This window comes from Paraburkholderia fungorum (assembly GCF_046027605.1).
Taxonomy (GTDB): Bacteria; Pseudomonadota; Gammaproteobacteria; order Burkholderiales; family Burkholderiaceae; genus Paraburkholderia; species Paraburkholderia fungorum_F.
The window spans coordinates 68,523-92,141 of the sequence record NZ_JAQQEF010000013.1; the positions used below are offsets into that span (position 1 = coordinate 68,523).

Here is a 23,619-nt window from a genome sequence, read left to right on the forward strand (position 1 = left end):
TTTTTACTCTCTCATTTACCCACTTCTTTTACCCGTCAGCCAAGCCATCATGAACGGAAAACTCAATCTCTCCATTGCCACCGGCGACTACGACCGCACCCGACCGCTCATCTCCGGTCAGGTCCAGATGGACGGCGTCGATCCTGTCTTCATGACGCTCTCGCCCGAGGAAATGTTCTTTCGCGCGTTCCGCAATGAAGAGTTCGATATCAGCGAACTGTCGTTCTCCAGCTATACCGTGAAGTTCTCGGAAGGCACCTGCCCGTATATCGCGGTGCCGGTGTTCCTGTCGCGCGCGTTCCGTCATACGTCGATCTATGTGCGCACCGATCGGATCAAACGTCCGGAAGACCTGAGGGGCAAACGGATCGGCCTGCCCGAATATCAATTGACCGCGAACGTATGGGCGCGCGCGATCCTCGAAGACGATTTCGGCGTGAAGCCGGAAGACGTCACGTGGGTGCGCGGCGGCATCGACGAGCCGGGCCGGCCTGAGAAGATCAAGCTGCAATTGCCGCCCGACGTTCGTCTCGAGGCCGCGCCCGAGGACGACACGATTTCGGCGATGCTCGATCGCGGCGACATCGACGCGTTCATGGCGCCGCGCCCGCCCGCGTGTGCCGGCAAGAACCCGAATGTCGGCTGGCTGTTTCCCGATCCGACCGAGGCCGCGAAAGACTACTACCGCCGCACGCAGGTGTTTCCGATCATGCACGTGGTCGGCATTCGCAAGACACTTGCCGACGCGCATCCGTGGCTGCCGGCCGCCGTGCAGAAAGCGTTCGAGCAATCGAAACAGATTGCGCTCGACAAGCTGTCCGATACGTCGGCCACGAAGGTGACCCTGCCGTTCGTCGAAGAGCAGTTGAAGGCGGCACGCGAGTTGCTCGGCAACGATCACTGGCCGTATGGTGTGCCTGCCAACCGCAATACGCTCGAGACATTCCTGCGGCATCACCATTCGCAGGGTCTGTCGAAGCGCCTGTTGTCCGTTGAGGAAATCTTCCATCCGGCGACTTACGAAACGGCCAAGATCTGAAGAGACGGCACGCGGATCGGGACGGGCGAAAAGGTTGCGCTCCCGCTCCGCGCTGTCGCTGTCGTTCGGCGCATAGCCGACGAAGAGCCGACGCATAGCCAACGCATAGCCAACGAACAACCCCGAGCGGATTCGCTGATGACAGTCCCGATTCTTGACCTTGTCGGCAGCCCGCTTGCCGAGCCGCACGACAACCCGCATGGTGACCCACATGGTGACCCGGCGCTCACGCGGCCGCGGCCACCACTCAGCCATCTGTTCGGTGCGTTCTTCATGATTGGCCTGACCGGCTTTGGCGGTGTATTGCCGTGGGCGAGGCGCATGCTGGTTGAAAGGCGCCGCTGGCTCACCGATCGCGAGTTCACCGAGTTGCTGCCGCTCGCGCAACTGCTGCCGGGACCGAACGTATCGAACATCGCGACAATACTCGGACGCCAATACCACGGCGCGTTCGGCGCGGCAGTGGCGGTCGGCGGGTTGTATCTTGCGCCGACCGTCTTCACGATCGGCCTTGGCTACGCTTACGCGCGCTGGGGCACCGCGCCCGTCACCGCGCATCTGCTCGCGGGCTTGATGCCGGTCGCAACCGGTCTCGTGATCGCCACCGTGGCGAAGCTGATTGCAAGCTTGCCGCGCGACTGGCGAAATGCGGCGCTGGTGCTCGCCACGTTCATCGCGATCGCCGTGCTGAAGCTGCCGTTGCTGTTTGTGCTCGCCGTGCTGGGTCCGTTCGGCACGTGGCTGATGTTGCGTGTGATGCTGCGTGCCAAGCGGGCCGGCCGCGCGACGCGCCGAGGGGAGTGAGCATCATGTGGGTGACGCTCGGCGATCTGCTGCTGCATAGCGCGCTGTGGTCGCTGCTCGCGGTCGGCGGGATGAATGCGACGCTGGCCGATATGCAACGCTATGCGGTCGATACGCGGCATTGGGTGACCGATCAGCAGTTCGTCACGTTCTTTTCGATCACCCAGGCTTCGCCTGGGCCCAACGGCATGGCCGTTGCGTTGATCGGCTTCCAGGCGGCAGGCCTTGCCGGCGCGCTGGTCACGACGTTCGCCAAAATCATCCCGTCTGCGCTAGTCGCCTATTTTGTCAGCGACTGGGTCGAGCGCCGCGACCATTCACCGCTCATCACCGCGATCCGGCGCGGCCTGGCGCCAGTTACGGTGGGCCTGCTCGTTTGCGCCGCCTATGTGTTTGCCTGGCAAACCGACGTGAACGTGGGCCGTATCCTGCTGACGATCGTTACCGCCGTGCTCGCCTATCAGTCCCGCTTCAATCCGATCTGGCTGGTGGTGGCGGGAGCGGTGTTAGGGTTGGCTCAGGTCGTGTCGTGAAGTGAGCGGCTGGCGCAACGCGGTTGGAGCACCTCGCAGTGACTCCAAACGGGTCGATTCGTCAGTTCATTTCACCGCCCTAAATGCCCGCTGCGCGTTAAAGCAACGGGTTTATCACTCCAGCAGATATCTGTATCGGATTTGCTTCGTTGTCGGCGCGCGCCCGGGCCGGTAAATTCGTCTGACTGCGCCTTCGACGGCGTCCTCCGATCCGATTCGACGAAGAGTTTCCCGTGACGATTGCCTTTGCATCCCCCGCCGCCAGCGCTACTGGCCGTGCCGAGCCGGCCCAGCGCATCGAGATTCGCGCGTTCGACAGCCCCGTCGGCGCCGAAGTGCTGGGTCTCGATCTCAGTCAGCCGCTGAGCCACGACGATTTCGTGCGCATTCACCGTGCGCATCTGGACCATCACGTGCTGGTGTTCCGTGACCAGCGCATTACGCCGGATCAGCAGATCGCCTTCAGCCGCCGCTTCGGTCCGCTGCAGATCCACGTGCTGCATCAATTCCAGCTGCCGGACTATCCGGAGGTGCTGGTGGTCTCGAACATCGTCGAGAACGGCCAGCCGATCGGTCTCGGCGATGCCGGTCACTACTGGCATTCCGACCTCTCTTACAAGGAGAATCCGAGTCTCGGTTCGATGCTGCACGCGCAAGAACTGCCAGCGGAAGGCGGCGACACGCTGTTCGCCAACATGCATCTGGCGTGGGACACCTTGCCCGCGCATTTGCGCGCCGCTGTTGAAGGGCGTTCGGCGGAACACACGTATCTCGCGAAATATGCCGAGTTGCAAAAGCGCAGCCCGTGGCGCCCGAACCTCACCGCCGAGCAGATCGCTCAGGTGAAGCCGGTGGTGCAGCCGGTGGTACGCACGCATCCCGAGACCGGACGCCGCGCGCTCTTTGTCAGCGAGCATTTCACGACCCGCGTAATCGGCTTGCCGGAAGACGAGAGCAAGCAATTGCTCGAGGAAATTTTCGCGCATAGCGTGCGCCCCGAACATCTGTATCGACATCGGTGGGCCGAACACGACATGGTGTTCTGGGACAACCGCTCATTGATGCATCTTGCGGCCGGCACGCCGGATCATCTGCGCCGCAAAATGTATCGCACAACCATTGAAGGCGACGTGCCGTTCTGACGGCAACGTTCCTCGCTTTACACCACCACACGCTGACCGGAGTTCCAATGCTCGCCATGTCTCGCCCGACCGCTCCGCGGTCGTCTTTCGCTCGCCGTTTGACCGCGACGCTGCTAAGCCTGTCGATGGGCGTGGCCGGCCTCGGTGCCGCCTTGCCCGCGCATGCCGAAGGGCAGATCCGCGTGGCCGAACAGTTTGGCGTCGTCTATCTGTTGCTGAACGTGGCGCGCGACCAGCAGTTCGTCGAGAAAGAAGGGCGTAAGCAAGGGCTGGATATCAAGGTCGACTGGGTGAAGCTCTCGGGCGGCGCCGCCGTCAACGACGCACTGCTCTCCGGCGCGGTGGATATCGCCGGCGCGGGTGTCGGCCCCTTGCTGACGATCTGGGACCGCACGCATGGCAAGCAGAATGTGAAAGGTGTGGCGTCGCTCGGCAATCTGCCGTACTACCTCGTCAGCAACAATCCCAACGTCAAGACGATCGCCGACTTCACCGAGAAGGACCGCATCGCCGTGCCGGCCGTCACGGTGTCGGTGCAATCGCGCGTGCTGGAATACGCGGCGGCGAAGCGCTGGGGCGACAAGGATTACGACCGCCTCGACAAGTTCACGCAGGCGCTGCCGCATCCCGACGCGGCCGCGGCGATCATCGCGGGCGGCACGGAAATCACCGGCCACTTCGGCAATCCGCCGTTTCAGGAACAGGAACTCGCGGGTAATCCGAAGGCGCACATCGTGCTGAATTCGTACGACGTGCTGGGCGGCCCGAGTTCGTCGACCGTGCTGTATGCAACGGAAAAATTCCGCGACAACAATCCGAAGACCTATCGCGCTTTCGTCGACGCGCTGGCGGACGCCGCGCGCTTCGTCACGGCGAATCCCGATGCCGCGGCCGATATCTACATCCGCGTGAATCAGTCGAAGATCGACCGCAATCTGCTGCTGAAGGTGATCAAGGATCCGCAGGTGCAGTTCAAGGTTGCACCGCAGAACACGTTCGGACTCGCGCAGTTCATGCATCGCGTCGGCGTGATCAGGAATGAACCGAAGTCGTGGAAGGATTACTTCTTCGACGACCCGGCAACGGCGGCGGGGAGCTGAGCATGAATGCGTATCCGCGCTTCGTTGGATCTTTATCGGCCCAGGCGGCCGGCTTACCGGGAGCGATCTGATGGTGGCTAATCCTACCTTGCTGTTTCCGAACCGTACTGAGCAAGCCGCGCCGGCGACGAGCCAGAAACTGCTCGCGGTCGAACACGTCAACCTCGAATACCGCACCCGCGAGCGGATCGTTCGCGCGACTCATGACGTGAGCTTCGACGTCTACGGTGGCGACCGTTTCGTGCTGCTGGGACCGTCGGGTTGCGGCAAGTCGACCCTGCTCAAAGCCGTGGCCGGCTTTATCGAACCCACCTCCGGCAGCATCTCGCTCGACGGTCAGACCGTGCGAGGTCCCGGCGCGGATCGCATTGTCGTGTTTCAGGAGTTCGATCAGTTGCCGCCGTGGAAGACGGTGCTGCAGAACGTCGCCTTCCCGCTGCGCGTCGCGAAGAAGCTCTCGCGTGTGGAAGCCAACGAACGGGCGCTGCATTATCTGGAGAAGGTGGGGCTTGCGTCTTTTGCCAACGCCTATCCGCATACTTTATCGGGCGGCATGAAGCAGCGTGTTGCAATTGCCCGCGCGCTGGCGATGCAGCCGCGCGTGCTACTGATGGACGAGCCCTTCGCCGCGCTCGATGCGCTCACGCGCCGCAAGATGCAGGAAGAGCTTTTGCGTCTGTGGGAAGAAGTGAACTTCACGCTGCTGTTCGTCACGCATTCAATCGAAGAAGCGCTGGTGGTGGGCAACCGCATTCTGTTGTTGTCGCCGCATCCCGGGCGTGTGCGCGCGGAGCTCAACAGTCACCAGTATTCCCAGGACAGTTTCGGGCGCAGTGATTTTCAGCGCAGCGTCGCGCGGATTCATCACCTGTTGTTCGATGAGACGGAGGCCGTTCAATGAGTTCTCCCGCCACTTTGTTGCCGCCGGTTCGCGAGGAATACGAGCGTCCGCTCGAACCGCTCGGCGAACTCGTGCTCGAGGCGCCGCTGCCGCTCGGCAAGCGTCTATTCGCGCAAGGCTGGTTGCGCAAGACGCTGATCGCGCTAGTGTTGATCGCGATATGGGAAATCGCCGCGCGTGCGATCGACAACGATCTGCTGCTGCCCACGTTCGGCGCGACCTTCAGTGCGTTCGTACAAGGCGTGTGGTCCGGCGAGTTGCTGCAAAAGACGGCCGTGTCGATGTCCGTGCTGTTGCGCGGCTATCTGCTCGGCGCTGCGCTTGCTTTTGTGCTCACCTCGCTTGCCGTATCGACGCGTCTGGGCCGAGATGTCCTGTCGATGCTGACCGCCATGTTCAACCCGTTGCCTTCCATCGCGCTGTTGCCGCTCGCGCTGCTCTGGTTCGGTCTCGGTACCGGCAGCCTGCTGTTCGTACTGGTTCATTCGGTGCTGTGGCCGCTGGCGCTGAATACCTACTCCGGTTTTCAATCGGTTCCCGCGACGCTGCGCATGACCGGGCGCAACTATGGACTCACCGGCATACGCCATGTGCTGCTGATTCTCGTGCCTGCCGCGTTGCCGGCGATTCTGGCGGGCCTGCGGGTGGGCTGGGCGTTTGCGTGGCGCACGCTGATCGCGGCGGAACTGGTGTTTGGCGCGAGCTCCGGGAGTGGCGGTCTGGGTTGGTACATCTTCCAGAATCGCAACGAGCTGTACACGGATCGCGTGTTCGCGGGTCTGGCCGCGGTGATCGTGATCGGCTTGCTGATCGAGCATCTGGTGTTCGATACGCTCGAACGCGTGACGGTTCGGCGCTGGGGCGTGCAGCATTAGCTCCGCTGCGCTCTGGCTGATTCCATGCTCCGCTTACACCGGCGCCGCCGGCGGAATTGCCGGCGCGCTGGACGCTACGGAGCAGGCCTCATTCGTGCAGTTCGGCGACAAGGCGGGACAGGCGGGCAATGCGGTGGCGATACAGCGGTGCTTGCGGACTGGTCTTTAAATGTTCGACGCGCTCGCGCCAGTAGGTTGGTGGAAAGGGTTTTTGTGGCGCGCATGCGATCACGCGTTCCAGGTGAACGAGTTCATTCTCGAAAATGTGGTGATGCATTGTCGATCCCCGTCGATGGCCGTGGTCCGTTCGCGACGTCACTGACAATCTGACGCCGCGTAGGGCTGCTTAAGCAGATTCTCTTCCGCGCAGTGGATGTCCGCGGTTATGCAATGCGAAAAAACCGCTTACGTGGCTATCCAGAGAAATCTGCCGGGGTGGCCGCGTAGACCAGGGCCACAGCCAGACTATTCGAATGCTCTGCGGACGATCGGTGAATTGACTGCGGTTGGCGCATTGCCAATTAAAAGAGGGTGGGCCGCCGCGGCTTGTTCCCGGAAGGAAGGCAACGGCGGCCGAACCTCATAGCGGCACGTCTGGTGCGTAGCCAGAAGCATTCCGCCCTGTCGGCGTCAAGCGTCGCAACGATGTTCTCTATGGAAGCATTCGTCGCCATGCGCTGACGCACGACAGTCACAGCTACAACAACAGCACAGCCCTCTCTCAGTCTGATACCAACGATTCGCTTTCGTTGTTTCGTTGGCGATGATCGACGCGCCGTCAATTGTTCGGATGGCTAATCGAAGAATCGCGACAACTCATGGCGATCCTTCGGTTCGCGGCCTGGCTATCCAGAAACAAACGGGACGAAGCCAGACGCCGGTGCGTCGAACCTATTGCGGCGTGCGATCTTTTTTGGTCTCTCAGCTTCCCCGGTGTTCGAAATGTTCTTTGCACGCTCTGGCCACTGCTACCGCCGATCTGGGTTGTTCTCTTCAGGCGGTGGCCGCGATCGGATTCATAAGAGCAATGATCGTGCCAAATTGAGATAGCCGTATGGGCAAGGGTCAACGGCCAATTTTATGCGCAACGTTGGACAATTTCGTCCACGAGTTCCGCTGAATTTGGACGAATTCGACCAATTGTCCAATTTCCGCCCTTGAATGGGCCATTTCGTCCGTAGGAGGCGAAATCGCTCTGGGACACGGCAAAGTGTGAGGGCAGCGCCGACAGGACGAGACCCTCCGGTGCGGCCTATCGGGCACCGCACCGGACGGACAAGAGAGGAACGTGCCTGCTACGACTGAAGACTGACCTTGCTGTAGGTCAGCCGGCTGGGGCGCACCTGCATGCGCACCAGCGACACGAGGAAGCTGAAGCCGGCCTGATTCGGATCGATCACCGGCACATAGGCGCCCAGCGCCTCGCTGAGCAGCGTGGAGACGCGGCTCGCGACGTCCACGAAACCTGTGCAGCCGAGCAGAATGGCTTGCGCGCCGTCTTCGTTGATCGCCTTCAGCGCCGCTTCAAAGGTGCGAACGACCACCACGTCGATGTTGTCGAGCTGCGCGACAGGGCAATCGATCGCGCGGATCGACGCGAACGTGTCCTGAATGCCATAGGTCTGTGGATGACCGCGCTGCATCGCAAGCGTGCTTTGCAGGATCGTGATGATCGAGAACCGCTGGCTGAGCGCGAGGGCTGTGAACGCCGAAGCCGGAAATCCGCCGATGATCGGAATGTCGATCACCTCGCGCGCGGCTTCCACGCCGCACATATCGAAGTCGGTCAGCCAGATGCCATCGAAGCCGTCGTTGGCGATGGCCTGCGCGAGTTCGACCACCGGCATGCCGTTTTGCAGCCAGTTCGTGCGGTTCTCGATATCGGGGTGTCCCTGCGTGATATTGCGAATTTCCACCTGCACATCGGGCGGCACGACTGGCGCGATCGCCTTCAGGATGCGGTCGTTGTATTGCGACGTGGCGACGGGCACGAGCACACAGATGCGCAGCGGTGAGTGCAAAGGCGGGTTCAAGATGCGTCTCCCTGATGCGCGGCTTGCAACGATTGAAGTGACTGGAGCGACTGGAGCGGCACATACGGCCCGAGATAATTAAGCGAGTTCAGCAACTGCATGAAGCTGTCGAGAATCAGGCCCGGCTTGCGCAGTTCGGCTTCGGCACGCCAGGCGATGAGTGTCACGGGGCGCTTGCCGACCACCGGGTTCAGCGAGCCGTCGTTGTTCACCAGATCGCCGTTACTGAAGATCGACTGACCTTCGCCGCCGACGAAATACGCGACACTATCCGGCGCCAGCACGATCGGCTGCGGGCACGCGCTGTCCCACGCGAGCAGCGACTCGTTCTGATACATCACCGTGTACGTGCGCGGCCCGCTCTGAATGCGAATCTTGCCGACGTCGAAACCGCCACTCGTATCGACTTCGGCTGACACCAGTTCGCCCGGTTCGGAGATGGCCCGTGCGGCGAGTCCGCAGCGTTCGGCGAGATAGCCGATCATCTGCTGGGCGCTGCGGATTTGCCCGGCCTGCAACGCGCGCCCGAACTCCAGCGCGCGCGTCAGCGTGCCGCGAATCGGCGTGGCGCGGCCGATGTCGGCTGGCTTCATGACCCACATCGCGAGGCCGCCGAACTGACCGAACTCGGGATCGGCGACGACCGGCCGCATCATCTGCTCCACAATCGCGGACACGTCGCGTTGATGAGTCGGACCGCCGTGGTTGCTGGCGCGCGGCGTCACATCGAGCTCGACGCACAGGCCGCCCTGGCTCACGAGGAACGCCGGGCGCGGATCGATCTCGGCGGCCGCGAAGGTGAGCATGGGCAGTGAGGGCACGGCGCGGCCGGCGCCGTCGGCGTCGATGACCGCAAGGCCGAGCTTCGCTGCCACAAGCGCCGCCACCGTGAAGCCCAGTGCACCGCTCTCCGGCGGCATCACGTAGGCGAGCCGGGTGGATTGCGAAGCGAGCCGCGTCTGAACGTTCTGCACGGCCGTCACCGGTCCGAGCGGATAAAGTGCCGAGTTGATCGCTTCTGGCGCGCCGAGATAGGCGACCATGACCGCCGCGCCTTCGGTGGCCTCGTCGACGGACACCACCTTGACCGTGTCGGTTGGGTAGTAATCGCCGGCAACAAAATGCGCGGCCAGGTGCCGTGCGGATTCGATCGTGCCACCACCGCCGCTGCCGAAGAACGCTGCTCCCAATAACAGCGGTTCCAGATCTTCCCGGCGTAACTCATAGGCCATTTACGATTCCTTTACTGTCGAGGTTGAAAGAAGCGTCCTGGAGTTCGGCGAGCAAATCCATGGCGCAGGTGAAACGAGTAGTCGGGTCCGGCGTCAACGCGCGCAAACCACGCTCAAGGGTGTCGATCGCTTCGGCGATGCGGCCGGTGGAGCGCAGCAGATCGGCGAGGTAACACGCGGCGTCCACGCGCGCCGGCACCGAGCCGAACGCGAGGGCAGTGGACAACGCAGTACGCAGACCCAGTTCCGCGGCGTTCACATCGCCGAGCGCCCACTGCGCGCGTGCCCGGGTGACGAGGAGTTCGCCCAGGTAGACACGTTCCTGGCGCGCGAGCGTCTCGTCGATCGCGACAGCAAGAATCGCCTCGCAGTTCTTCGCGCGGCCGGCGCGCAGCAGCAGCTCGCCGTGTTGCCACGCCTTGAAGGAAAAGAACAGCGCGCCGCCGTTGCAAACGACGTGGTTATCGTAGCCGTCGAGCATGACGGTTTCCGCTTCGTCGGAATGGCCGCGCGAACTGAGGTGGCACGCGCGGAGGACCTGGCCCACGCCCCGGTAGAACGCGAAGCCGTTCGCGATCGACACCGATTCGAGTTCGCTCGCGAGGTGCCCAAGCCGGTCCATGTCTTCGAACAGGCAGGCGAGCCAGGCCGCGCCCTGCAGATTGACGGCATGAGCGAACGCGTGCGCGCCCGGCTCGGACGCGCGCAGGATCAACATCTCCATGGTGCGCCGCGCTTGCGCGAATGCGCCGATCTGGTAGGCGGCGAGTCCTTCGAAAGTCAACGCGAGACTGGCCAGATCGATTCCTTGCGAGCCGGTACGGGTGTCGTCGCGCGCCACGCCAAGCAGGTTGCCGCGCGCGAGACAGGCGAGGGCTTCCTCGCTGTCGCCGAGCCAGAAGAGGGTGTTGGTCATCGCGATGTGCGCTTCGTCGAGCGAAACCCGGTCGCCGCCGTTCTGCGCGCGCTCCAGCATGTTCTGCGCGGTCGCGCGCGCCTGCTTGAGTTGCAGCGTGGTCAGCTGCGTGGTCCAGATGCCGAACTGGATCGCGGCGATTTCCGCGGGCGCGCAGACGCCTTCACCGACCGCCAGCGCAGCGGTGTAGCAGGCGGTGGCTTCCGCGTACAGCCAGCCGTGCACGCTACGCAAGCTCATGCCGAGCATGCGGTAGGCGTCGAACTGAAGACGGCGCGCGGACTCCTGTTCGCGGCACGTCTGCAGTAGATCGAGGCAGCGGCGCAACTGCGGAATGGCTTCCGCGAACTTCGACTCCTCGACCAGCGCGCTCGCATGGTCGAGACATTTGCGCGCTTCCTGGTGATGTTCGTCGCGCGACTTCAGACGCCGCTCGATGGTTTTGCGGCCCACGCCCAGCAGCGTCGCCGCCGCGCTCTTGTTGCGCCCGGTTCGCTCGAGCGCGCGGTCGATCAGGAGGTCTTCGGCGGCGGCGAGTTTGTCGCGGCCTTCAAGTTGCAACAGCATATCGGCGAGGGTTGCGCGCGACACGGGTGCGCCGGTTTCGTTGGCGAGAAACGGTTCGAGCGAATCGACGTCGACGAAGGTGTTTTCGGCAAGCACGCTCAACTGGCTGATCAGGTTGCGCAATTGCCGGATGTGACCCGGCCACGCATGCTGGCTCAGCCGGCGGATGGCAGCCGGCGAAAACTCGAGCCGGCGCGCATGCTGCGACGCGAAGTGGGTGACCAGCGCGGGGATGTCCTCGATGCGCTGTTCGAGTCCGGGGACGGCAAGCACGAAGACCGCGAGCCGGTAGAACAGGTCCTCGCGAAAGAGCCCTTCGCGCGCGAGTTCGCGCAGGTCACGGTGGGTCGCGGCAACCACCCGCCCTTCAAAGTGCAGATTGGTTGACGAACCGATCGGACGGAACGTCCGCGTTTCAAGTACGCGCAGCAGTTTCGGCTGCAGCGCGAGCGGCAGTTCGCCAATTTCATCGAGCAGCAGCGTGCCCTTGCCGACCTGCTGGAAAAGTCCCTGGCGGTTTTCGCCCGCGCCGGTGAACGCGCCTTTGACGTGGCCGAACAGTTCGGCTTCGACGAGATTTTCCGGAATCGCGCCGCAGTTGACGTCGACGAACGGTTGGTCCTGACGCAGGCTATGCGCGTGCACACGGCGCGCGACCAGTTCCTTGCCTGAACCGGTCGGCCCGAAAATGAGCAACGGGTGTTCGGTAGGGGCGACCCGATCGATCATGCGGACCAGTTGGCGAAACGCGGGCGCGCCGCCCACAAAGGCGCCGGAATCAGCCTTGTCGTGGGTGAATGGAACGACAGGGGTATAGCTCATTACAAGGTACGCTCCACATGATCCGCGCGTGGCGCGACGCGGAAATAGCCGTCGAAAGACGGCGGTCATGCATCGATAGGGTGTCTGGCGAAGTCTTCCGATTGCGCTGCCGGGACCATTCGCCACTAGAAGAGACAGAGTATGACGGCTTGTTACCGCTATTGTCGGTTCAAAATTAATTTTCGCGCCAAGGCATGTGCGGATTCCAATGCGGTGTGCTGCGAGCCATACATCGCTTGCCGGCTAACGAGCGCTGACGGGGTGCTGCGGCAACACGGATTTGCACGCGGTCGTGGCTTACCGCGTGTAAGGGAAAGGCGTTACATGCTGCCGTTTTCGACCACGCGGCCTTCCGCACGCCAGCGGAGCATGCCGCCGGCAAGGTTGGCCACCCGCTCGAAGCCGGCCTGTCGCAGCATGATCGTGGCTTGTGCCGAGCGTCCGCCGGCCCGGCAGACGGTCACGATCGGGCGCTCCTTCGTGAGTTCGGCGGCACGCCCGGCCAGTTCGCCCAATGACATGAGCATGGCGGCGGGGATGCGCCCCAGCGGTCCGTTGAACTCGCCGGGCTCGCGCACGTCGACGATCTCGACCGCGCGCAGATTTTCCTCGAGCCACTGAGGATTGATTTCCCAGATGCCCGCGAAGCTGCACGTCAGTGGCGCCCAATCGGGCTCGGCCATCTGCGCGGGGTAGCTGGCCGCCCAGCCGCATTTCAGATTCGCGGGCACCGCGACGTCGATCTGTTTCGGATGCGGCAGGTGCAGGTTCGTCATGTATCCGGTGAAGTCGCTTTCGCACAGTTCGCCGCCAAGGCGTGGATTGAAGCGCCGCTCCTCGTCCACACTGGTTACCGTCAAACCGCGATAGTCGTGAGCCGGGTAAAGCAGGCACGCGGCGGGCAGCGTAAAAATCTGGTTATGGACCGCGCGAAACATGGCGTGTGCATCACCGCGCTGAAAATCCGTGCGGCCAGTGCCTCTGATCAACAGGCAATCGCCAGTAAACGCCATGCTCTCGTTGTCGAGTACGAGTGTGATGCAGCCATCGGTATGACCCGGGGTCGCGCGGATGGCCAGATACCGCGTGCCGAATTCGACCCTGTCGCCCTCGCTCAGATAGCGGTCCGCGCCTTCGGCGCCGCTCGCAGCCGATATCGCTATCCGGCTACCTGTGCGGCGATTCAGCATCCATGCGCCGGTCACGTGATCGGCGTGGACATGGGTGTCGATGGTGTAAAGCAGATGCAATCCAAGCTCTTCGATCAGGGCGGCATCCCGGCGCACCTGTTCGAAAACCGGATCGACCAGCACCGCCTCTCGCGTCGTACTGTCGGCGAGAAGATACGTATAAGTTGACGATTGCTGATCGAATAGCTGCCGGAAAATCAACACGATTTTTGCTCCGCGGCCCGCTCCTGCGAGCGCTCTGACTTTACTTGGGTTGCTCGACGTACCGCAGGTAAGGCTTCACGGTTTTGAAACCCTGCGGATATTTTTGCATCGCGGCGTCGTTGGAAACGGAGGTGGGAATGATCACGTCTTCGCCCGGTTTCCAGTTTACCGGTGTCGCGACCGCATGTTTGGCGTTGAGCTGGAGTGCATCGAGCAGTCGCATTACTTCGTCGAAATTGCGGCCCGCACTCATCGGATAGACGAGCATGGCTTTGACCTTCTTGTCCGGCCCGATGAGAAACACCGAGCGCACGGTCGCGTTGTCCACCGCGGTGCGCGGGCCGCCACCGCTCGCCTCGGGATGAATCATGTCGTAGAGCTTCGCGACCGTCAGGTCCGGATCGCCGATCAGCGGGTAGCCGACCTCGTGGCCCTGGGTCTCGGCGATATCCTTGACCCACTCCTGGTGATCGCTGACGGGATCGATGCTGAGCCCGATGATTTTCGTGTTGCGCTTATCGAATTCGGGTTTGAGGCCGGCCAGGTAGCCGAGCTCGGTGGTGCAAACAGGGGTGAAGTCTTTCGGATGCGAAAACAGGACCGCCCAATGGTCGCCGATCCATTCGTGAAAACGGATCGTGCCTTCGGTGGTTTCGGCAGTGAAATCGGGCGCGTCTTCTCCTAGTCGAATCGACATCATCAGTCTCCATAGATCGCGTGCACCAGGGTACCGTGCCTCGGCCGGAGCGACGTCCTCCGAGCCTGGCTGTTTAGTCAGGCGATTGGCGTGATTCGGGTTCCCCCTCCGGCGGATTGCACGGTATCGCGCTGAAGGACCGTCTGCGGGCGCAGCAGATTCAGAGACTTCCCATCTGGCCGTGCTGCGGGACGGACATCCGGACACGCTGCGGGTCGCTCATACAGCGTAGAACAAAAAAGAGCCTGACCGTAGGTAAACTGTAGGGCGAAACCGCCGTGGTGGCGATTACCTCGCCAGCCGGCATCGCGATGAAAATGTCGGCAACGGCTCACGCCTGGACAGGGGCCCAGGCGTCATGTGACGGAGTTCCTGCAAACGCCGATCAGGACTTGATGAACGCCAGCAGATCGGCGTTGATCTGCTCGGCATGGGTGGTTGGCATGCCGTGCGGCAATCCTGGGTAGGATTTAAGCGTCCCGTGCTTCAACAGCTTGACGGATTTGGCGCCGGTGGTCGGGAAAGGGCAGATCTGATCGTCCTCGCCGTGCATCACCAGGACAGGCACATCGATGATCGCCAGATCGTCGTAGAACTCGGTTTCCGACAAGACCTTCACGCAGTCATATTGCGCCTTGATGCCGCCCATCATGCCCTGCCGCCACCAGTTCTCGCGGATGCCTTCGGAGACTACCGCGCCAGGACGGTTGAACCCATAGAAGGGAATCGTGATGTCCTTGTAGAACTGGGAACGATGGTTCGCCGTGCCGTTGCGGATCTGGTCGACCGCCTCCCTTGGAACGCCCTCGGGGTTCTTTTCCGACTGGATGAAAAGCGGCGGAATCGCGCTGATGAGGACCGCCTTTGCGACACGGCCGTTGCCGGTGCCGTGGCGGGCAACATAGCGCGTCACTTCTCCGCCGCCCGTGGAGTGGCCGATGTGCACCGCGTTCCTCAGATCGAGTGCCTTGACGAGTTCGGCAACGTCGGCGGCGTAGGTGTCCATATCATTGCCGCTCACAGTCTGGGTCGAGCGGCCATGGCCACGGCGATCGTGAGCAATCACGCGATATCCGTGCGCGAGAAAAAACATCATCTGGGCGTCCCAATCGTCGGCGGAAAGAGGCCAGCCATGATGAAAGACCAGTGGTTCACCCGTGCCCCAGTCCTTGTAGAAAATCTGGGTTCCGTCCGCGGTCGTGATATAGGAACTTCCCGTATTCGCTGTCATTTCGAATCCTTTCTGAGGTGGATAAGATGAAGCCGGCCGCAGATGCCGGGACTTCTCTTGAAATCCGGCCTGCGACCGTCAGCGTATTCGGCGCCGCCCAACACCACAACGGACAAATCTGACAAAAGGCATGGAAAAAAAGACAGCGACCTCAACGCCAGCGGTATCGCGTCGGGTGGCGGTTTCGTTTCCCGGACGTGGTGTTAGTGGATGGTCTTCAGTTGCGACCACAACCGGTTTTCGAGGCGCAGGATTGCGATCGGCTTCGGCTTCATCAGTGTCATCTTCCTGAATACGTCGTCAGGCGGATAGACCGACAGGTCCTGCGCAATAGCAGGCGTGACGAACTTGCGCGCCGGGACATTGGCCGTCGGGTAGAACACCTCGTTGGTGATCGCGGCGTTCACTTTCGGGTCCTCGATGTAGTTGATCCACTTGAGCGCGGCCTCCGGATGCGGCGCGTCTTTCGGAATGGCCATCATGTCGAAGGCAACGAGGCCGCCTTCCTTGACGTTCGAGAACCTGATGTCATACGGACGCTTCGCCTCGGCGCTGCGCCGATGCGCGATGCCGACATCGCCGGCGAATCCGATCGACACACAGATGTCGTTGTTCGCGAGATCGTTGATGTAGCCCGACGAGTTGAACTCGGTCACGTAGGGCCGTACTTTCTTGAGCATCTCGAATGCGGCCTGGTAATCGGCCGGGTTGGTGCTGTTCGGATCCTTGTGCATGTACTGCAGCGCGGCCGCGAATACGTCGACCGATTCGTCGAGCAACGAGACTCCGCAGCCCTTGAGCTTCGCGAGGTTGGCCGGATCGAAGACCAGCGCCCAGCTGTCGACCGGCGCGCCTGCGCCGAGCACCTTCTGCACCGCCTGCGCGTTGTAGCCGATGCCGATCACGGCAAACGCCCAGGGCACAGCGTACTGGTTGCCCGGATCGGCGCCCTCGACCATCTGCATCAGCGTGGGGCTCAGATTCTTCAGGTTTGGTAACTTCGACTTGTCGAGCTTCTGATACACGCCGGCCTGGATCTGCGCCCCCATGTAGTTCGATGTCGGCACGACGATGTCGTAGCCGGAGCTGCCCGCGAGCAGCTTGGCCTGCAAGGTGTCGTTGCTGTCGTAGTTGTCGTATCGCACGTGAATGCCGGTCTGTTTCTCGAAGTTCGGGACCGTGTCTTTCGCGATGTAGTCCGACCAGTTGTACACGTTCAACTCAGTATCCGCGGCGCGGGCAAGTGGCGCCGTCCATGCGGCGGCCGCCGTCGCCAGACAGGCACTCGCGAGGGCCGCCCGCCGCAAACGAGATCCAAAGTGGGAAGCGCTCATCGTGTTTTCCTTGAGTGGGGCAGGTTACGAAGGGGGAAGATGCCAATCATTGTGCGGATGCAGCGGATGTCCGCTTGGTCGGCTCGGCATCAAGACTCGGTTGTGGCGCGCCGTGCCTCATATCGCAGACGCATCGAGGCGCCGATATCGAAGAACGGTCTGGGTGGGACCCAACCGGGTCTGGCGTTCTCGAGGACCGCGCTCAGCAACGCTGACTGACCTCCCGATGCCATCTCGGCAAGCAGTCGTCCCCACAAGGTGCCGCGTGCCACACCCGAGCCGTTGCATCCAGCGGCGCTATAAACGCCGTGTTCGAGTTTCGCGAAGCGTGGCTCACCGGATCGCGTAGCGCTCAGGTGACCGGTCCAGGTGAATTGCAGATGCGCGTCGGTGACCCAGGGGAAGCGCCGCTGCAATCCTTGCAGATGCCTCGCCCGGCGAGCCGCGAGCGCGCGGCCCGCCAGATCGCGATGCCGATATTCCACCGTGTTGCGAATCATCAGGCGCTGGTCGCGTGTCAGACGGAGCGTGGCGCCGGCAGCCCGGGTCGAGAGCACGCCCCAGGCCGCGGCGCGGCCCAACTGCGCCAGCTCGTCTTCGTTGAGCGGCCGGGTGAGCGACGCACTGAGTTCGAGAGGAAAGACCGCGCGGTCCTTTACCCCAACCCTCGGCAGAAAAGCGCCCACGCAGACAATGACCTGTCGGGCTTCGATGTCGCCGTTGTCCGAGCGGGCCCGAATATAGCCGCCTCGCATGCGCTCGAGGCTGGAGATGGCTGTGTTCTCATAGAGCGAAACATTCCCCGGCAAGCTGTCCAGCAGCCCCTTCGCGTATTTCGCCGGCTGCAGCAGTCCGTTTCCGCCGCCGCACCAGATCGCCGCCTGATAGAAGGTCGAACCCAATCGTTGCGACAACACGTTGCCGCCCAGCAGTTCCGCGCGCGCACCCGCCTCACGGAGGGTTTGCAACTGGGTTTCCGCTTCTTCAAGTTTGGCCGGATCGTGGACGGCAAAGAAATAACCGGCGTCACTGAGGTCGCACTGAATGCCCAGGGTCGCCACGCGTTGTCTCACCTCGTCGCTGGCCGCTTTGCCGATCGCGGTCACGCGATGGTATTTCGCATTCAGTGGACGGCCGGCCAGCTCGTCAGGTTCGGGCCGCTCGTAGGCGACCACGAACCCGGAGTTACGCGCCGAAGCGCCTTGAGCAGCGCGCTGCCGATCGACTATGACGATCCGCGACCCCGGATGCAGTTCAGCGAGCGTATGCGCTGCCGAGAGTCCCGTGAAGCCGCCGCCGATCACGAGCCAGTCGGCTTTCTGCGTTCCTTTCAGGGCCGCGCGAGGCGGCGAGACACCTGCCTGGGCAATCCAGCCGCAAAGATTTTCGATCAAAACAATTCTCCCACCTCGATACGGGCTACCATGAAAGCATGAATAATTGGCATCCTCAGGCGACACAATGCTGCTGCTTTTGTGCCACTTTATTGGGAGCTGGACGCGTTATCCAGCGCTATTAATTCATTCAAGAATGAAAAAAATGCATGGATAAGATCTATCGGCCGCCTTCGCTTCAGGCGCTTCACGCATTCGCGCTGGCGGCGGAGTCGTCCAGTTTTACCGAGGTGGCGGACAAACTGCATCTGACGCAAAGCGCGGTCAGCAGGAAGATCCAGCAACTGGAAAGTCACTACGGCGCGCCACTGCTGGTTCGCAACAGCCGCGGCATGCAACTGACCGAACACGGCAAAGCGGTGCTGGAAGTCGCGCGAAAGGTGCTGGGGGAACTGCGCATGCTCAACGAGCAGCTCACTCGGCAAGACAGACCATTTCGCATCCGCATCTTCGTATCGCTCGCGGTCCGCTGGTTAATGCCGCGGATGATCGACTTCTATGCGAAGTGTCCCGATCTGTCGCTGTCGATCGAGACGGTCGCGACCGAGGCGGTCGACCCTTCAGGTGAGTGCGACGCCTATATCCTTTACCTCTCCGAAATGCCCAAAGACCCCGCATTCCTCACGCTATTCGAGGAGTTCCTTGTGCCGGTGTGCGCGCCTTCCACTGTCTACGGCAGGGAGCCGCCGCGCGCTCTGGAGGAGCTGGAGCAGCACACACTCATTCATGGCTCCACTGGCCACCACGAATGGACAATCTGGCTTCAGGCCCAGCAGGAATCGGCCGCCCGGAATTACCGGCACATGACCTTCAATCTGGATGAACTGGCAATGGATGCAGCCAGCCGCGGGCTAGGTGTGGCAATGACGGATCTGACGCTCGCGCAGGACGCGATCAACCGTGGCAATCTGCTTGTGCCCTTCGGCACGCCGTTGAAAACCACCGGGGTGTACGTGCTTTGGCTGCAGACTGCCGGCGCCTTGCATCCGGCGCGGCAACGGATCCTTCAGTGGTTTGCTCAACAGTCCGCGGATGACGCGGCAGAGGCGCACAAGGGGCTGCAAGGCAGGCGCTCTGATCTGGGCGACCAGCCGGCCTAACGGCGAACGGCGGCGGGTTCTTCCGCGCACGTCGGCACGCTGCGCCGCAGCATTGGCCAAAGGCGAACCCAATCGCCCTCGTGCGCAACGTTCGGCATGCTGCGCGTCTGCGCACACAGGCCACCGGCCGCGGCGACGAAGCGCTGGGCGACCGCTGGCGGAACGACGGTGTCGGCGCTGCCGCTGAAATGGATCTGGGGAATGGCCGCGACGCGCGCGGCCACGTCGATGGGATTGGCGGAATCCGGCATCGGCGAAACGTCATGCAGACGGTTGACGAATGCTGTGTCGAGATTGCCGGCCACCGTGCGGATCGTTCCGATATCGGATCGGCGCGCGGCGATCAGCACCGCAAGCGCGCCGCCGCCCGAATAGCCGACGAGATCGATCCGTTGGCCCGGCACGCGCGCGGCAAACCGGTCGAGCGCCTGATCGAGCGAGTGCACGACTTCGGGCGCGAAGCGCTTGCCGGTCCAATAGGGGATCCCGCAATCGGGATTCGCCGCCATTGGCGTGAACTGGCAAGGACGGGCGAGATAAGCGACGTTCGGTTGCGGATCGGCGGCGGCGAGACCGAGGCCCGTCGCTTCATGGGGCGTAGGATCGAGCGACGGCTGACTGCGGGACAACCAGGCGAGCCCGTCACCTTCGATGTAAACCGCGAGCGGCCGGTCAGGCCGTGTGATGCGAGTGAAGGCGGTCAGCACGAAGCGGTCGGTGCGGACCGCTTCGCGCCGCAGACCGGCAGTGTTCGCCAGCGCATCGGCGTGCGCGTTCGGATCGAGCGTGGCGCAACCGGCGAGCCACAACGCGAGACAAACGGCCGCCGGCCACTGCCGTCGGATGGTACGGCAGCGGGGCGGCCGTGGTGGTGTCGCCGCATTCACCGCGCTCACGATTGCCGCGCGTCCACGCGAAGTAGCCAAAGCGCGTCGACGCGGCAACGTGAGCACCTACCGCCTAGAACAACTGACGCAACCGCAACGAGCCGGTCTGCGAAACGAAGTGCGAACCGGCCTGCACCTCATAGCGCGCACTGAGGCTCAGATTGCTTGCGCGCAGCAAGGTCACGCCCAACTGAATGTCCGCGAGATCGGCGACGGGCGTTGCGCCCACCGTCGTGAACGCGGTGCTGCCAGTCGGATCGGCGGCATAGCTCGCGCCGGTCGCGAGGCGCGTGTGGTCGTACTCGTGCGTCCATTGCACTTGCAGATACGGAATGATGTCGCCGTATTGGCTCGCGAAGCCTTTCTCCAGCTTTAGACCCGCGTTGCTGCGCACCGAAGTCGCGTGCGTCGCATCGACGGACAGCGCGGCGCCATTGCCACCGCTTTCGCTGTACGAGCCTTGATGCAAATAGCTGTAAGCGAGGCTCGCGAGCGGCGTGAGCGTCACTGCGCCGAGCGCGAGCGGATAGCCGAACTCGGCACTCGCCACATATTGCTGGCCGTTGAACTGGCCGTTCGCGACACCCGAGAAGCCAGTGAAATCGACCACGCGGGTCGAGTCGTAGCGCTGCAGCACGGCACCCGCCGCGAGGTTCACATACCAGGGCTTGCCGCTGTAGCTGGCGTAGCCGATCAAGCCATAGGCGTTCACACGCGTCGAATCGCCCGCGCTGTTGCCGGTGTTGTTGACCGCGGTGTTCGTGTAGCTGAATACGCCGCCCGCGCGCCAGTTGTCGCTCACCGAACGGTCGACACCGACCAGCAGCCCGCCGTAGTTCGCGCTATAGCCGTCCACGCCGTCGAGCTCGCCCTGGCCTGCATGGCCGCCGAACGCCTGACCCCACACGCCGAAAGCGGGCGCTGCTTCACCGGTCGAAATCCCGGTTGCGCCGTCAGCTTGCGCGAGCCGCAGGCTGTCGGCGTGAGCGGAGACCACGTTCAGCGCGTCCATCGTGGGCGCCGCTGCCGCGCGACTGAGCGACGCTTGCGCAGCCGGGCCCAGTTGCGTGCCCGCGCGTGTGGCCGCGGCACTCGAGCCGAGGCTGAGCGCCGTCGCTGCGTTGTACAGGTTGAGCAGCGCGGGGCTGATGCCGGAATATTTCGCGAGTCCCGACAACGCCGCATTGGCATTGGGCGTGGAGGCCAAGGAACTGGCCGGCTGGCCGGCGAGATTGACGACCAGCTGGCTGCGGCCGTTCGCGTTCACGTCCGTGCCGAACAGCAAGCCGCTGTAGCCCAGTGCCGAGTAGTCGAGCGTATTGGCGTTGTAGTTCGTACCATCAGCCGCTGCATCGACGACCACGAAGCGCTGGCCCGCCGCGAACGCATAACTGCCGCTCTTCACCAATTGGACCGACGACCCGGCCGCGAGCGTCGCGCCGCCGCCGACGACGAGCCGGCCATAACCGCTGTCGCTGCTCACGTTACCGGTTGCCACAGCGCCGCTGCCCACCGTCACGCGCAGCGCCGCGTCCGCGCTTTGCGTGTAATTGCCCGTGACGCTCAGGGCGCCGCCGCTGCCCGGCTGCACGACGCCCTGGTTGTCGACGTTGCCCTTGATCGTGCCGTAACCAGCAAGCGCGCCGCCGGTGGCAACCTGAACGTTGCTCGCAAGCGATGCCGTCGAGCCCACGTTGCTGCCGACCTGCAACGTGCCGGCCTGCACCGTGCTCGCGCCGGTAAAGCTGTTCGCGCCATTCAGCACGAGCGTCCCCGTGCCGGTCTTGGCGATGCCGAAGCTGCCGCCCGATTCGCCGATCGCGCCGCTTTGCGCCGCTGTGTTCGAAGCGTCGACCTCGAGCGTCGTGTTGCTGCCGAGGGTCACGGCGTTGGCCAGATTGACACCGCCGAGATACGCAATCGTCGAGTTGGCCGTGTTGAGCATGCCGGTGCCGAGCGCGCTGCTGTTGCCTAATACCAGCGTGCCGCCGTTCAGCGTCGTCGCGCCGCTATACGTGTTCGCGCCGAACAGCGTGACCGTGCCGGGGCCGATCGCGACGCTCGCGAAGTTCGAGATCGTGCCGCCGTACGTGAAGCTGTTGCCCGCGCCGGGCACGATCGTCAGCGTGCTCGTGCCGGTGCCGCCCGAGATGCCGCCGTTGATGAGCGCGGCGCCGCCGAGAATCTGCAGGCTGCTGTTGCCGCTGCCGAGGTCGACCGCGCGGCCGCTGCTGTCGGCGGTGATGGTGCCGTAGTCGATCACCGTGCTGTTTTGCGCGCCGGTGTTGATGGCCGCCGCGGTCGCACCGCCGCCTTCGATCACGCCGCCCGCGAGGTTGACGATCGTGAGCGAGTAGGGGGTGGCCGCGCCGGTCACCGCGATGCCGGAATCGCTGTCGCCCTTGATGAGCCCGCTGTTGGTCACGGTCGTGTTGCCGTAGATGCCCTGCACGGGAATCGCGGCGCCGCTGGTCGGGTCCTTGTCGATGCCGGCCAGCGTGATGCCGCGGCCGACGCCCGAATTCGCCGTGCCGTCGGCATTGGTCGCCGAATTGATGCCTTCGATCACCCCCGAGTTGACGATGGTGCCGCCGCCGACCGTCACGCCTTCGCTGGTGTCGTTGTACGAATGCAGCGATTTGATCGTGCCGGTATTCGTGAGGTTGACGAGGCCGTCGACATCCACGCCGTCGCCATCGCCGGTCACGCCGTTGCCGGTGATCGTGCCGTTGTTGACCACGCTCACCACTTCCTTACCGTTGAAGCCGTCGATGTTGATGCCGGAACCGTTGTCGCCCTGGATCGTACCGCCGCGGTTGTTCGTGACGCTCAGCGTGAACGTGCCGTCGGTGGTGACGTCGGTGTTGCCACCGGTAATGCCGTGCCGCGCGCCTTCGATGAGGCCCGTGCCGGCCGAGGCGGCCGTGCCGGTCGTGGCGTTGACGATCGTAATGCCGCTGTTGCTCTGCAGGTCCACACCGTCGCTCGAATCGGTGCTGCCCGGATTGTTGGTCGAGCGGATGATGCCGTCGTTGTAGACGAAGCCGTTGACGCCCGGACGCACGGCATCCGCCTCGTTGGCCTGAATCACGCCGGTGGCGAAGTTGTACAGCGTGTTGCTGCCGGTGGTGATCGCGTTGAAGTCGATGGCCTGCGAGCCGCCGGCCGACGCGTTCAACGACGTCAGCGTCCCCGAGTTGTAGAACGTGACGTTGCTGTTCGGCTCGTTCATCTGGATGACGTCGGCGTCCGCGGTCTGGATCGTCGCGCCCACGCCATTCGTGACGGTGAGGCTCAGGCCGCCGGTGTTGTCGCGAATCGCGCGGCCACTGCCGGTTTGCGTGATGGTGCCGTTGTTGGTGATGTTCGCGTTGCCGGTGACGGTAATGGCCACCGTGCTGCCTGATATCGACAGGCTGCCGCCGGCGTCGACGGTGCCGCTCGCGCCGCCCGTGCCGAGGGTCTGGGCCGCGGTGCTGGTGGTGCCGTTCGGGACTTCGAACGACGCGGGCCCGGGTTTAGCCCAGACATGGCTTTGCTCGAAGACTGCCAGTGCCCCGAGCACGGCGAGGATGATCTGTTTTTTTTGCATGGGAGAGTCGTTGCGTGTAGTTGAAT

At 63.2% G+C, this 23,619-nt stretch carries 19 protein-coding genes; 8 read left to right on the top strand and 11 right to left on the bottom strand.

Annotated elements, in window-relative coordinates; genetic code table 11:
* Window positions 1–49 precede the first annotated feature (49 nt).
* The 7 genes from PQR53_RS21795 (at window position 50) to PQR53_RS21825 (ending at window position 6,394) form a co-directional block, all read left to right on the top strand.
* Window positions 50–1,039 (top strand): ABC transporter substrate-binding protein, encoded by a 990-nt coding sequence (locus PQR53_RS21795; protein WP_408458222.1) that lies wholly within the window; start codon window positions 50–52, stop codon window positions 1,037–1,039.
* A 138-nt stretch (window positions 1,040–1,177) separates the two neighbouring features.
* The gene (locus PQR53_RS21800) at window positions 1,178–1,843 is read left to right on the top strand and encodes a chromate transporter (protein ID WP_408458225.1); all 666 of its coding nucleotides are present in this window, start codon (window positions 1,178–1,180) and stop codon (window positions 1,841–1,843) included.
* A gap of 5 nt (window positions 1,844–1,848) precedes the next feature.
* A complete protein-coding gene (locus PQR53_RS21805) occupies window positions 1,849–2,376 on the top strand; it encodes a chromate transporter (protein WP_408458228.1) in 528 nt (175 codons plus the stop codon).
* Window positions 2,377–2,609: 233 nt separating this feature from the next.
* Entirely contained in the window at window positions 2,610–3,518 is a 909-nt protein-coding gene (locus tag PQR53_RS21810) for a TauD/TfdA dioxygenase family protein (protein WP_408458231.1), read from the top strand.
* A 47-nt stretch (window positions 3,519–3,565) separates the two neighbouring features.
* Entirely contained in the window at window positions 3,566–4,618 is a 1,053-nt protein-coding gene (locus PQR53_RS21815) for an ABC transporter substrate-binding protein (protein ID WP_408458234.1), read from the top strand.
* Between the two features lie 70 nt (window positions 4,619–4,688).
* Window positions 4,689–5,519 (top strand): ABC transporter ATP-binding protein, encoded by an 831-nt coding sequence (locus tag PQR53_RS21820; protein WP_408458237.1) that lies wholly within the window; start codon window positions 4,689–4,691, stop codon window positions 5,517–5,519.
* Window positions 5,516–6,394 (top strand): ABC transporter permease, encoded by an 879-nt coding sequence (locus PQR53_RS21825; RefSeq protein WP_179732113.1) that lies wholly within the window; start codon window positions 5,516–5,518, stop codon window positions 6,392–6,394. The genes PQR53_RS21820 and PQR53_RS21825 overlap by 4 nt, the downstream gene beginning before the upstream one ends.
* Before the next feature lie 88 nt (window positions 6,395–6,482).
* On the opposite strand, the gene PQR53_RS21830 is transcribed toward PQR53_RS21825, so the two are convergent.
* From PQR53_RS21830 to PQR53_RS21870, 9 genes are all read right to left on the bottom strand, one after another.
* Complete coding sequence (locus PQR53_RS21830) at window positions 6,483–6,671, bottom strand: hypothetical protein (protein ID WP_408458240.1); 189 nt, start codon at window positions 6,669–6,671, stop codon at window positions 6,483–6,485.
* Window positions 6,672–7,689: 1,018 nt separating this feature from the next.
* The gene (locus PQR53_RS21835) at window positions 7,690–8,415 is read right to left on the bottom strand and encodes an aspartate/glutamate racemase family protein (RefSeq protein ID WP_408458550.1); all 726 of its coding nucleotides are present in this window, start codon (window positions 8,413–8,415) and stop codon (window positions 7,690–7,692) included.
* Between the two features lie 8 nt (window positions 8,416–8,423).
* Window positions 8,424–9,659 (bottom strand): S-methyl thiohydantoin desulfurase domain-containing protein, encoded by a 1,236-nt coding sequence (locus PQR53_RS21840; protein WP_408458243.1) that lies wholly within the window; start codon window positions 9,657–9,659, stop codon window positions 8,424–8,426.
* On the bottom strand, window positions 9,649–11,964 hold the full coding sequence (locus PQR53_RS21845; RefSeq protein ID WP_408458246.1) for a sigma-54 interaction domain-containing protein: 2,316 nt from the start codon (window positions 11,962–11,964) through the stop codon (window positions 9,649–9,651). Before PQR53_RS21845 ends, PQR53_RS21840 begins: the two co-directional genes overlap by 11 nt.
* A 320-nt stretch (window positions 11,965–12,284) precedes the next feature.
* Window positions 12,285–13,355, bottom strand: coding sequence for a rhodanese-like domain-containing protein (locus tag PQR53_RS21850; protein ID WP_408458553.1), 1,071 nt, complete (start codon window positions 13,353–13,355; stop codon window positions 12,285–12,287).
* Window positions 13,356–13,398: 43 nt separating this feature from the next.
* The gene (locus tag PQR53_RS21855; protein WP_323044197.1) at window positions 13,399–14,055 is read right to left on the bottom strand and encodes a peroxiredoxin; all 657 of its coding nucleotides are present in this window, start codon (window positions 14,053–14,055) and stop codon (window positions 13,399–13,401) included.
* Between the two features lie 385 nt (window positions 14,056–14,440).
* Entirely contained in the window at window positions 14,441–15,286 is an 846-nt protein-coding gene (locus PQR53_RS21860) for an alpha/beta fold hydrolase (protein ID WP_408458250.1), read from the bottom strand.
* 203 nt (window positions 15,287–15,489) lie between these two features.
* Window positions 15,490–16,620: a polyamine ABC transporter substrate-binding protein gene (locus PQR53_RS21865; RefSeq protein WP_408458253.1), complete on the bottom strand. Its 1,131-nt coding sequence runs from the start codon at window positions 16,618–16,620 to the stop codon at window positions 15,490–15,492.
* 89 nt (window positions 16,621–16,709) lie between these two features.
* Window positions 16,710–18,014, bottom strand: a complete 1,305-nt coding sequence (locus tag PQR53_RS21870; RefSeq protein ID WP_408458256.1) for an NAD(P)/FAD-dependent oxidoreductase — start codon at window positions 18,012–18,014, stop codon at window positions 16,710–16,712.
* A gap of 149 nt (window positions 18,015–18,163) precedes the next feature.
* Between PQR53_RS21870 and PQR53_RS21875 the strand changes: the two genes are divergently transcribed.
* Window positions 18,164–19,114: a LysR substrate-binding domain-containing protein gene (locus PQR53_RS21875; protein ID WP_408458259.1), complete on the top strand. Its 951-nt coding sequence runs from the start codon at window positions 18,164–18,166 to the stop codon at window positions 19,112–19,114.
* On the opposite strand, the gene PQR53_RS21880 is transcribed toward PQR53_RS21875, so the two are convergent.
* Together PQR53_RS21880 and PQR53_RS21885 are read right to left on the bottom strand one after the other, a co-directional pair.
* A complete protein-coding gene (locus PQR53_RS21880) occupies window positions 19,111–19,959 on the bottom strand; it encodes an alpha/beta hydrolase family protein (RefSeq protein ID WP_408458556.1) in 849 nt (282 codons plus the stop codon). The two genes, PQR53_RS21875 and PQR53_RS21880, sit on opposite strands and share 4 nt — an antisense overlap.
* A gap of 115 nt (window positions 19,960–20,074) precedes the next feature.
* The gene (locus tag PQR53_RS21885; protein ID WP_408458262.1) at window positions 20,075–23,593 is read right to left on the bottom strand and encodes an autotransporter domain-containing protein; all 3,519 of its coding nucleotides are present in this window, start codon (window positions 23,591–23,593) and stop codon (window positions 20,075–20,077) included.
* Window positions 23,594–23,619: the final 26 nt, after the last annotated feature.

What these genes read in the sequence shown, in the direction of transcription:
- PQR53_RS21795 (WP_408458222.1), top strand. Translation starts at nt 50, where the DNA reads ATGAACGGAAAACTCAATCTCTCCATTGCCACCGGCGACTACGACCGC.
- PQR53_RS21800 (WP_408458225.1), top strand. Translation starts at nt 1,178, where the DNA reads ATGACAGTCCCGATTCTTGACCTTGTCGGCAGCCCGCTTGCCGAGCCG.
- PQR53_RS21805 (WP_408458228.1), top strand. Translation starts at nt 1,849, where the DNA reads ATGTGGGTGACGCTCGGCGATCTGCTGCTGCATAGCGCGCTGTGGTCG.
- PQR53_RS21815 (WP_408458234.1), top strand. Translation starts at nt 3,566, where the DNA reads ATGCTCGCCATGTCTCGCCCGACCGCTCCGCGGTCGTCTTTCGCTCGC.
- PQR53_RS21820 (WP_408458237.1), top strand. Translation starts at nt 4,689, where the DNA reads ATGGTGGCTAATCCTACCTTGCTGTTTCCGAACCGTACTGAGCAAGCC.
- PQR53_RS21825 (WP_179732113.1), top strand. Translation starts at nt 5,516, where the DNA reads ATGAGTTCTCCCGCCACTTTGTTGCCGCCGGTTCGCGAGGAATACGAG.
- PQR53_RS21830 (WP_408458240.1), bottom strand. Translation starts at nt 6,671, where the DNA reads ATGCATCACCACATTTTCGAGAATGAACTCGTTCACCTGGAACGCGTG.
- PQR53_RS21840 (WP_408458243.1), bottom strand. Translation starts at nt 9,659, where the DNA reads ATGGCCTATGAGTTACGCCGGGAAGATCTGGAACCGCTGTTATTGGGA.
- PQR53_RS21845 (WP_408458246.1), bottom strand. Translation starts at nt 11,964, where the DNA reads ATGAGCTATACCCCTGTCGTTCCATTCACCCACGACAAGGCTGATTCC.
- PQR53_RS21855 (WP_323044197.1), bottom strand. Translation starts at nt 14,055, where the DNA reads ATGTCGATTCGACTAGGAGAAGACGCGCCCGATTTCACTGCCGAAACC.
- PQR53_RS21860 (WP_408458250.1), bottom strand. Translation starts at nt 15,286, where the DNA reads ATGACAGCGAATACGGGAAGTTCCTATATCACGACCGCGGACGGAACC.
- PQR53_RS21865 (WP_408458253.1), bottom strand. Translation starts at nt 16,620, where the DNA reads ATGAGCGCTTCCCACTTTGGATCTCGTTTGCGGCGGGCGGCCCTCGCG.
- PQR53_RS21875 (WP_408458259.1), top strand. Translation starts at nt 18,164, where the DNA reads ATGGATAAGATCTATCGGCCGCCTTCGCTTCAGGCGCTTCACGCATTC.
- PQR53_RS21885 (WP_408458262.1), bottom strand. Translation starts at nt 23,593, where the DNA reads ATGCAAAAAAAACAGATCATCCTCGCCGTGCTCGGGGCACTGGCAGTC.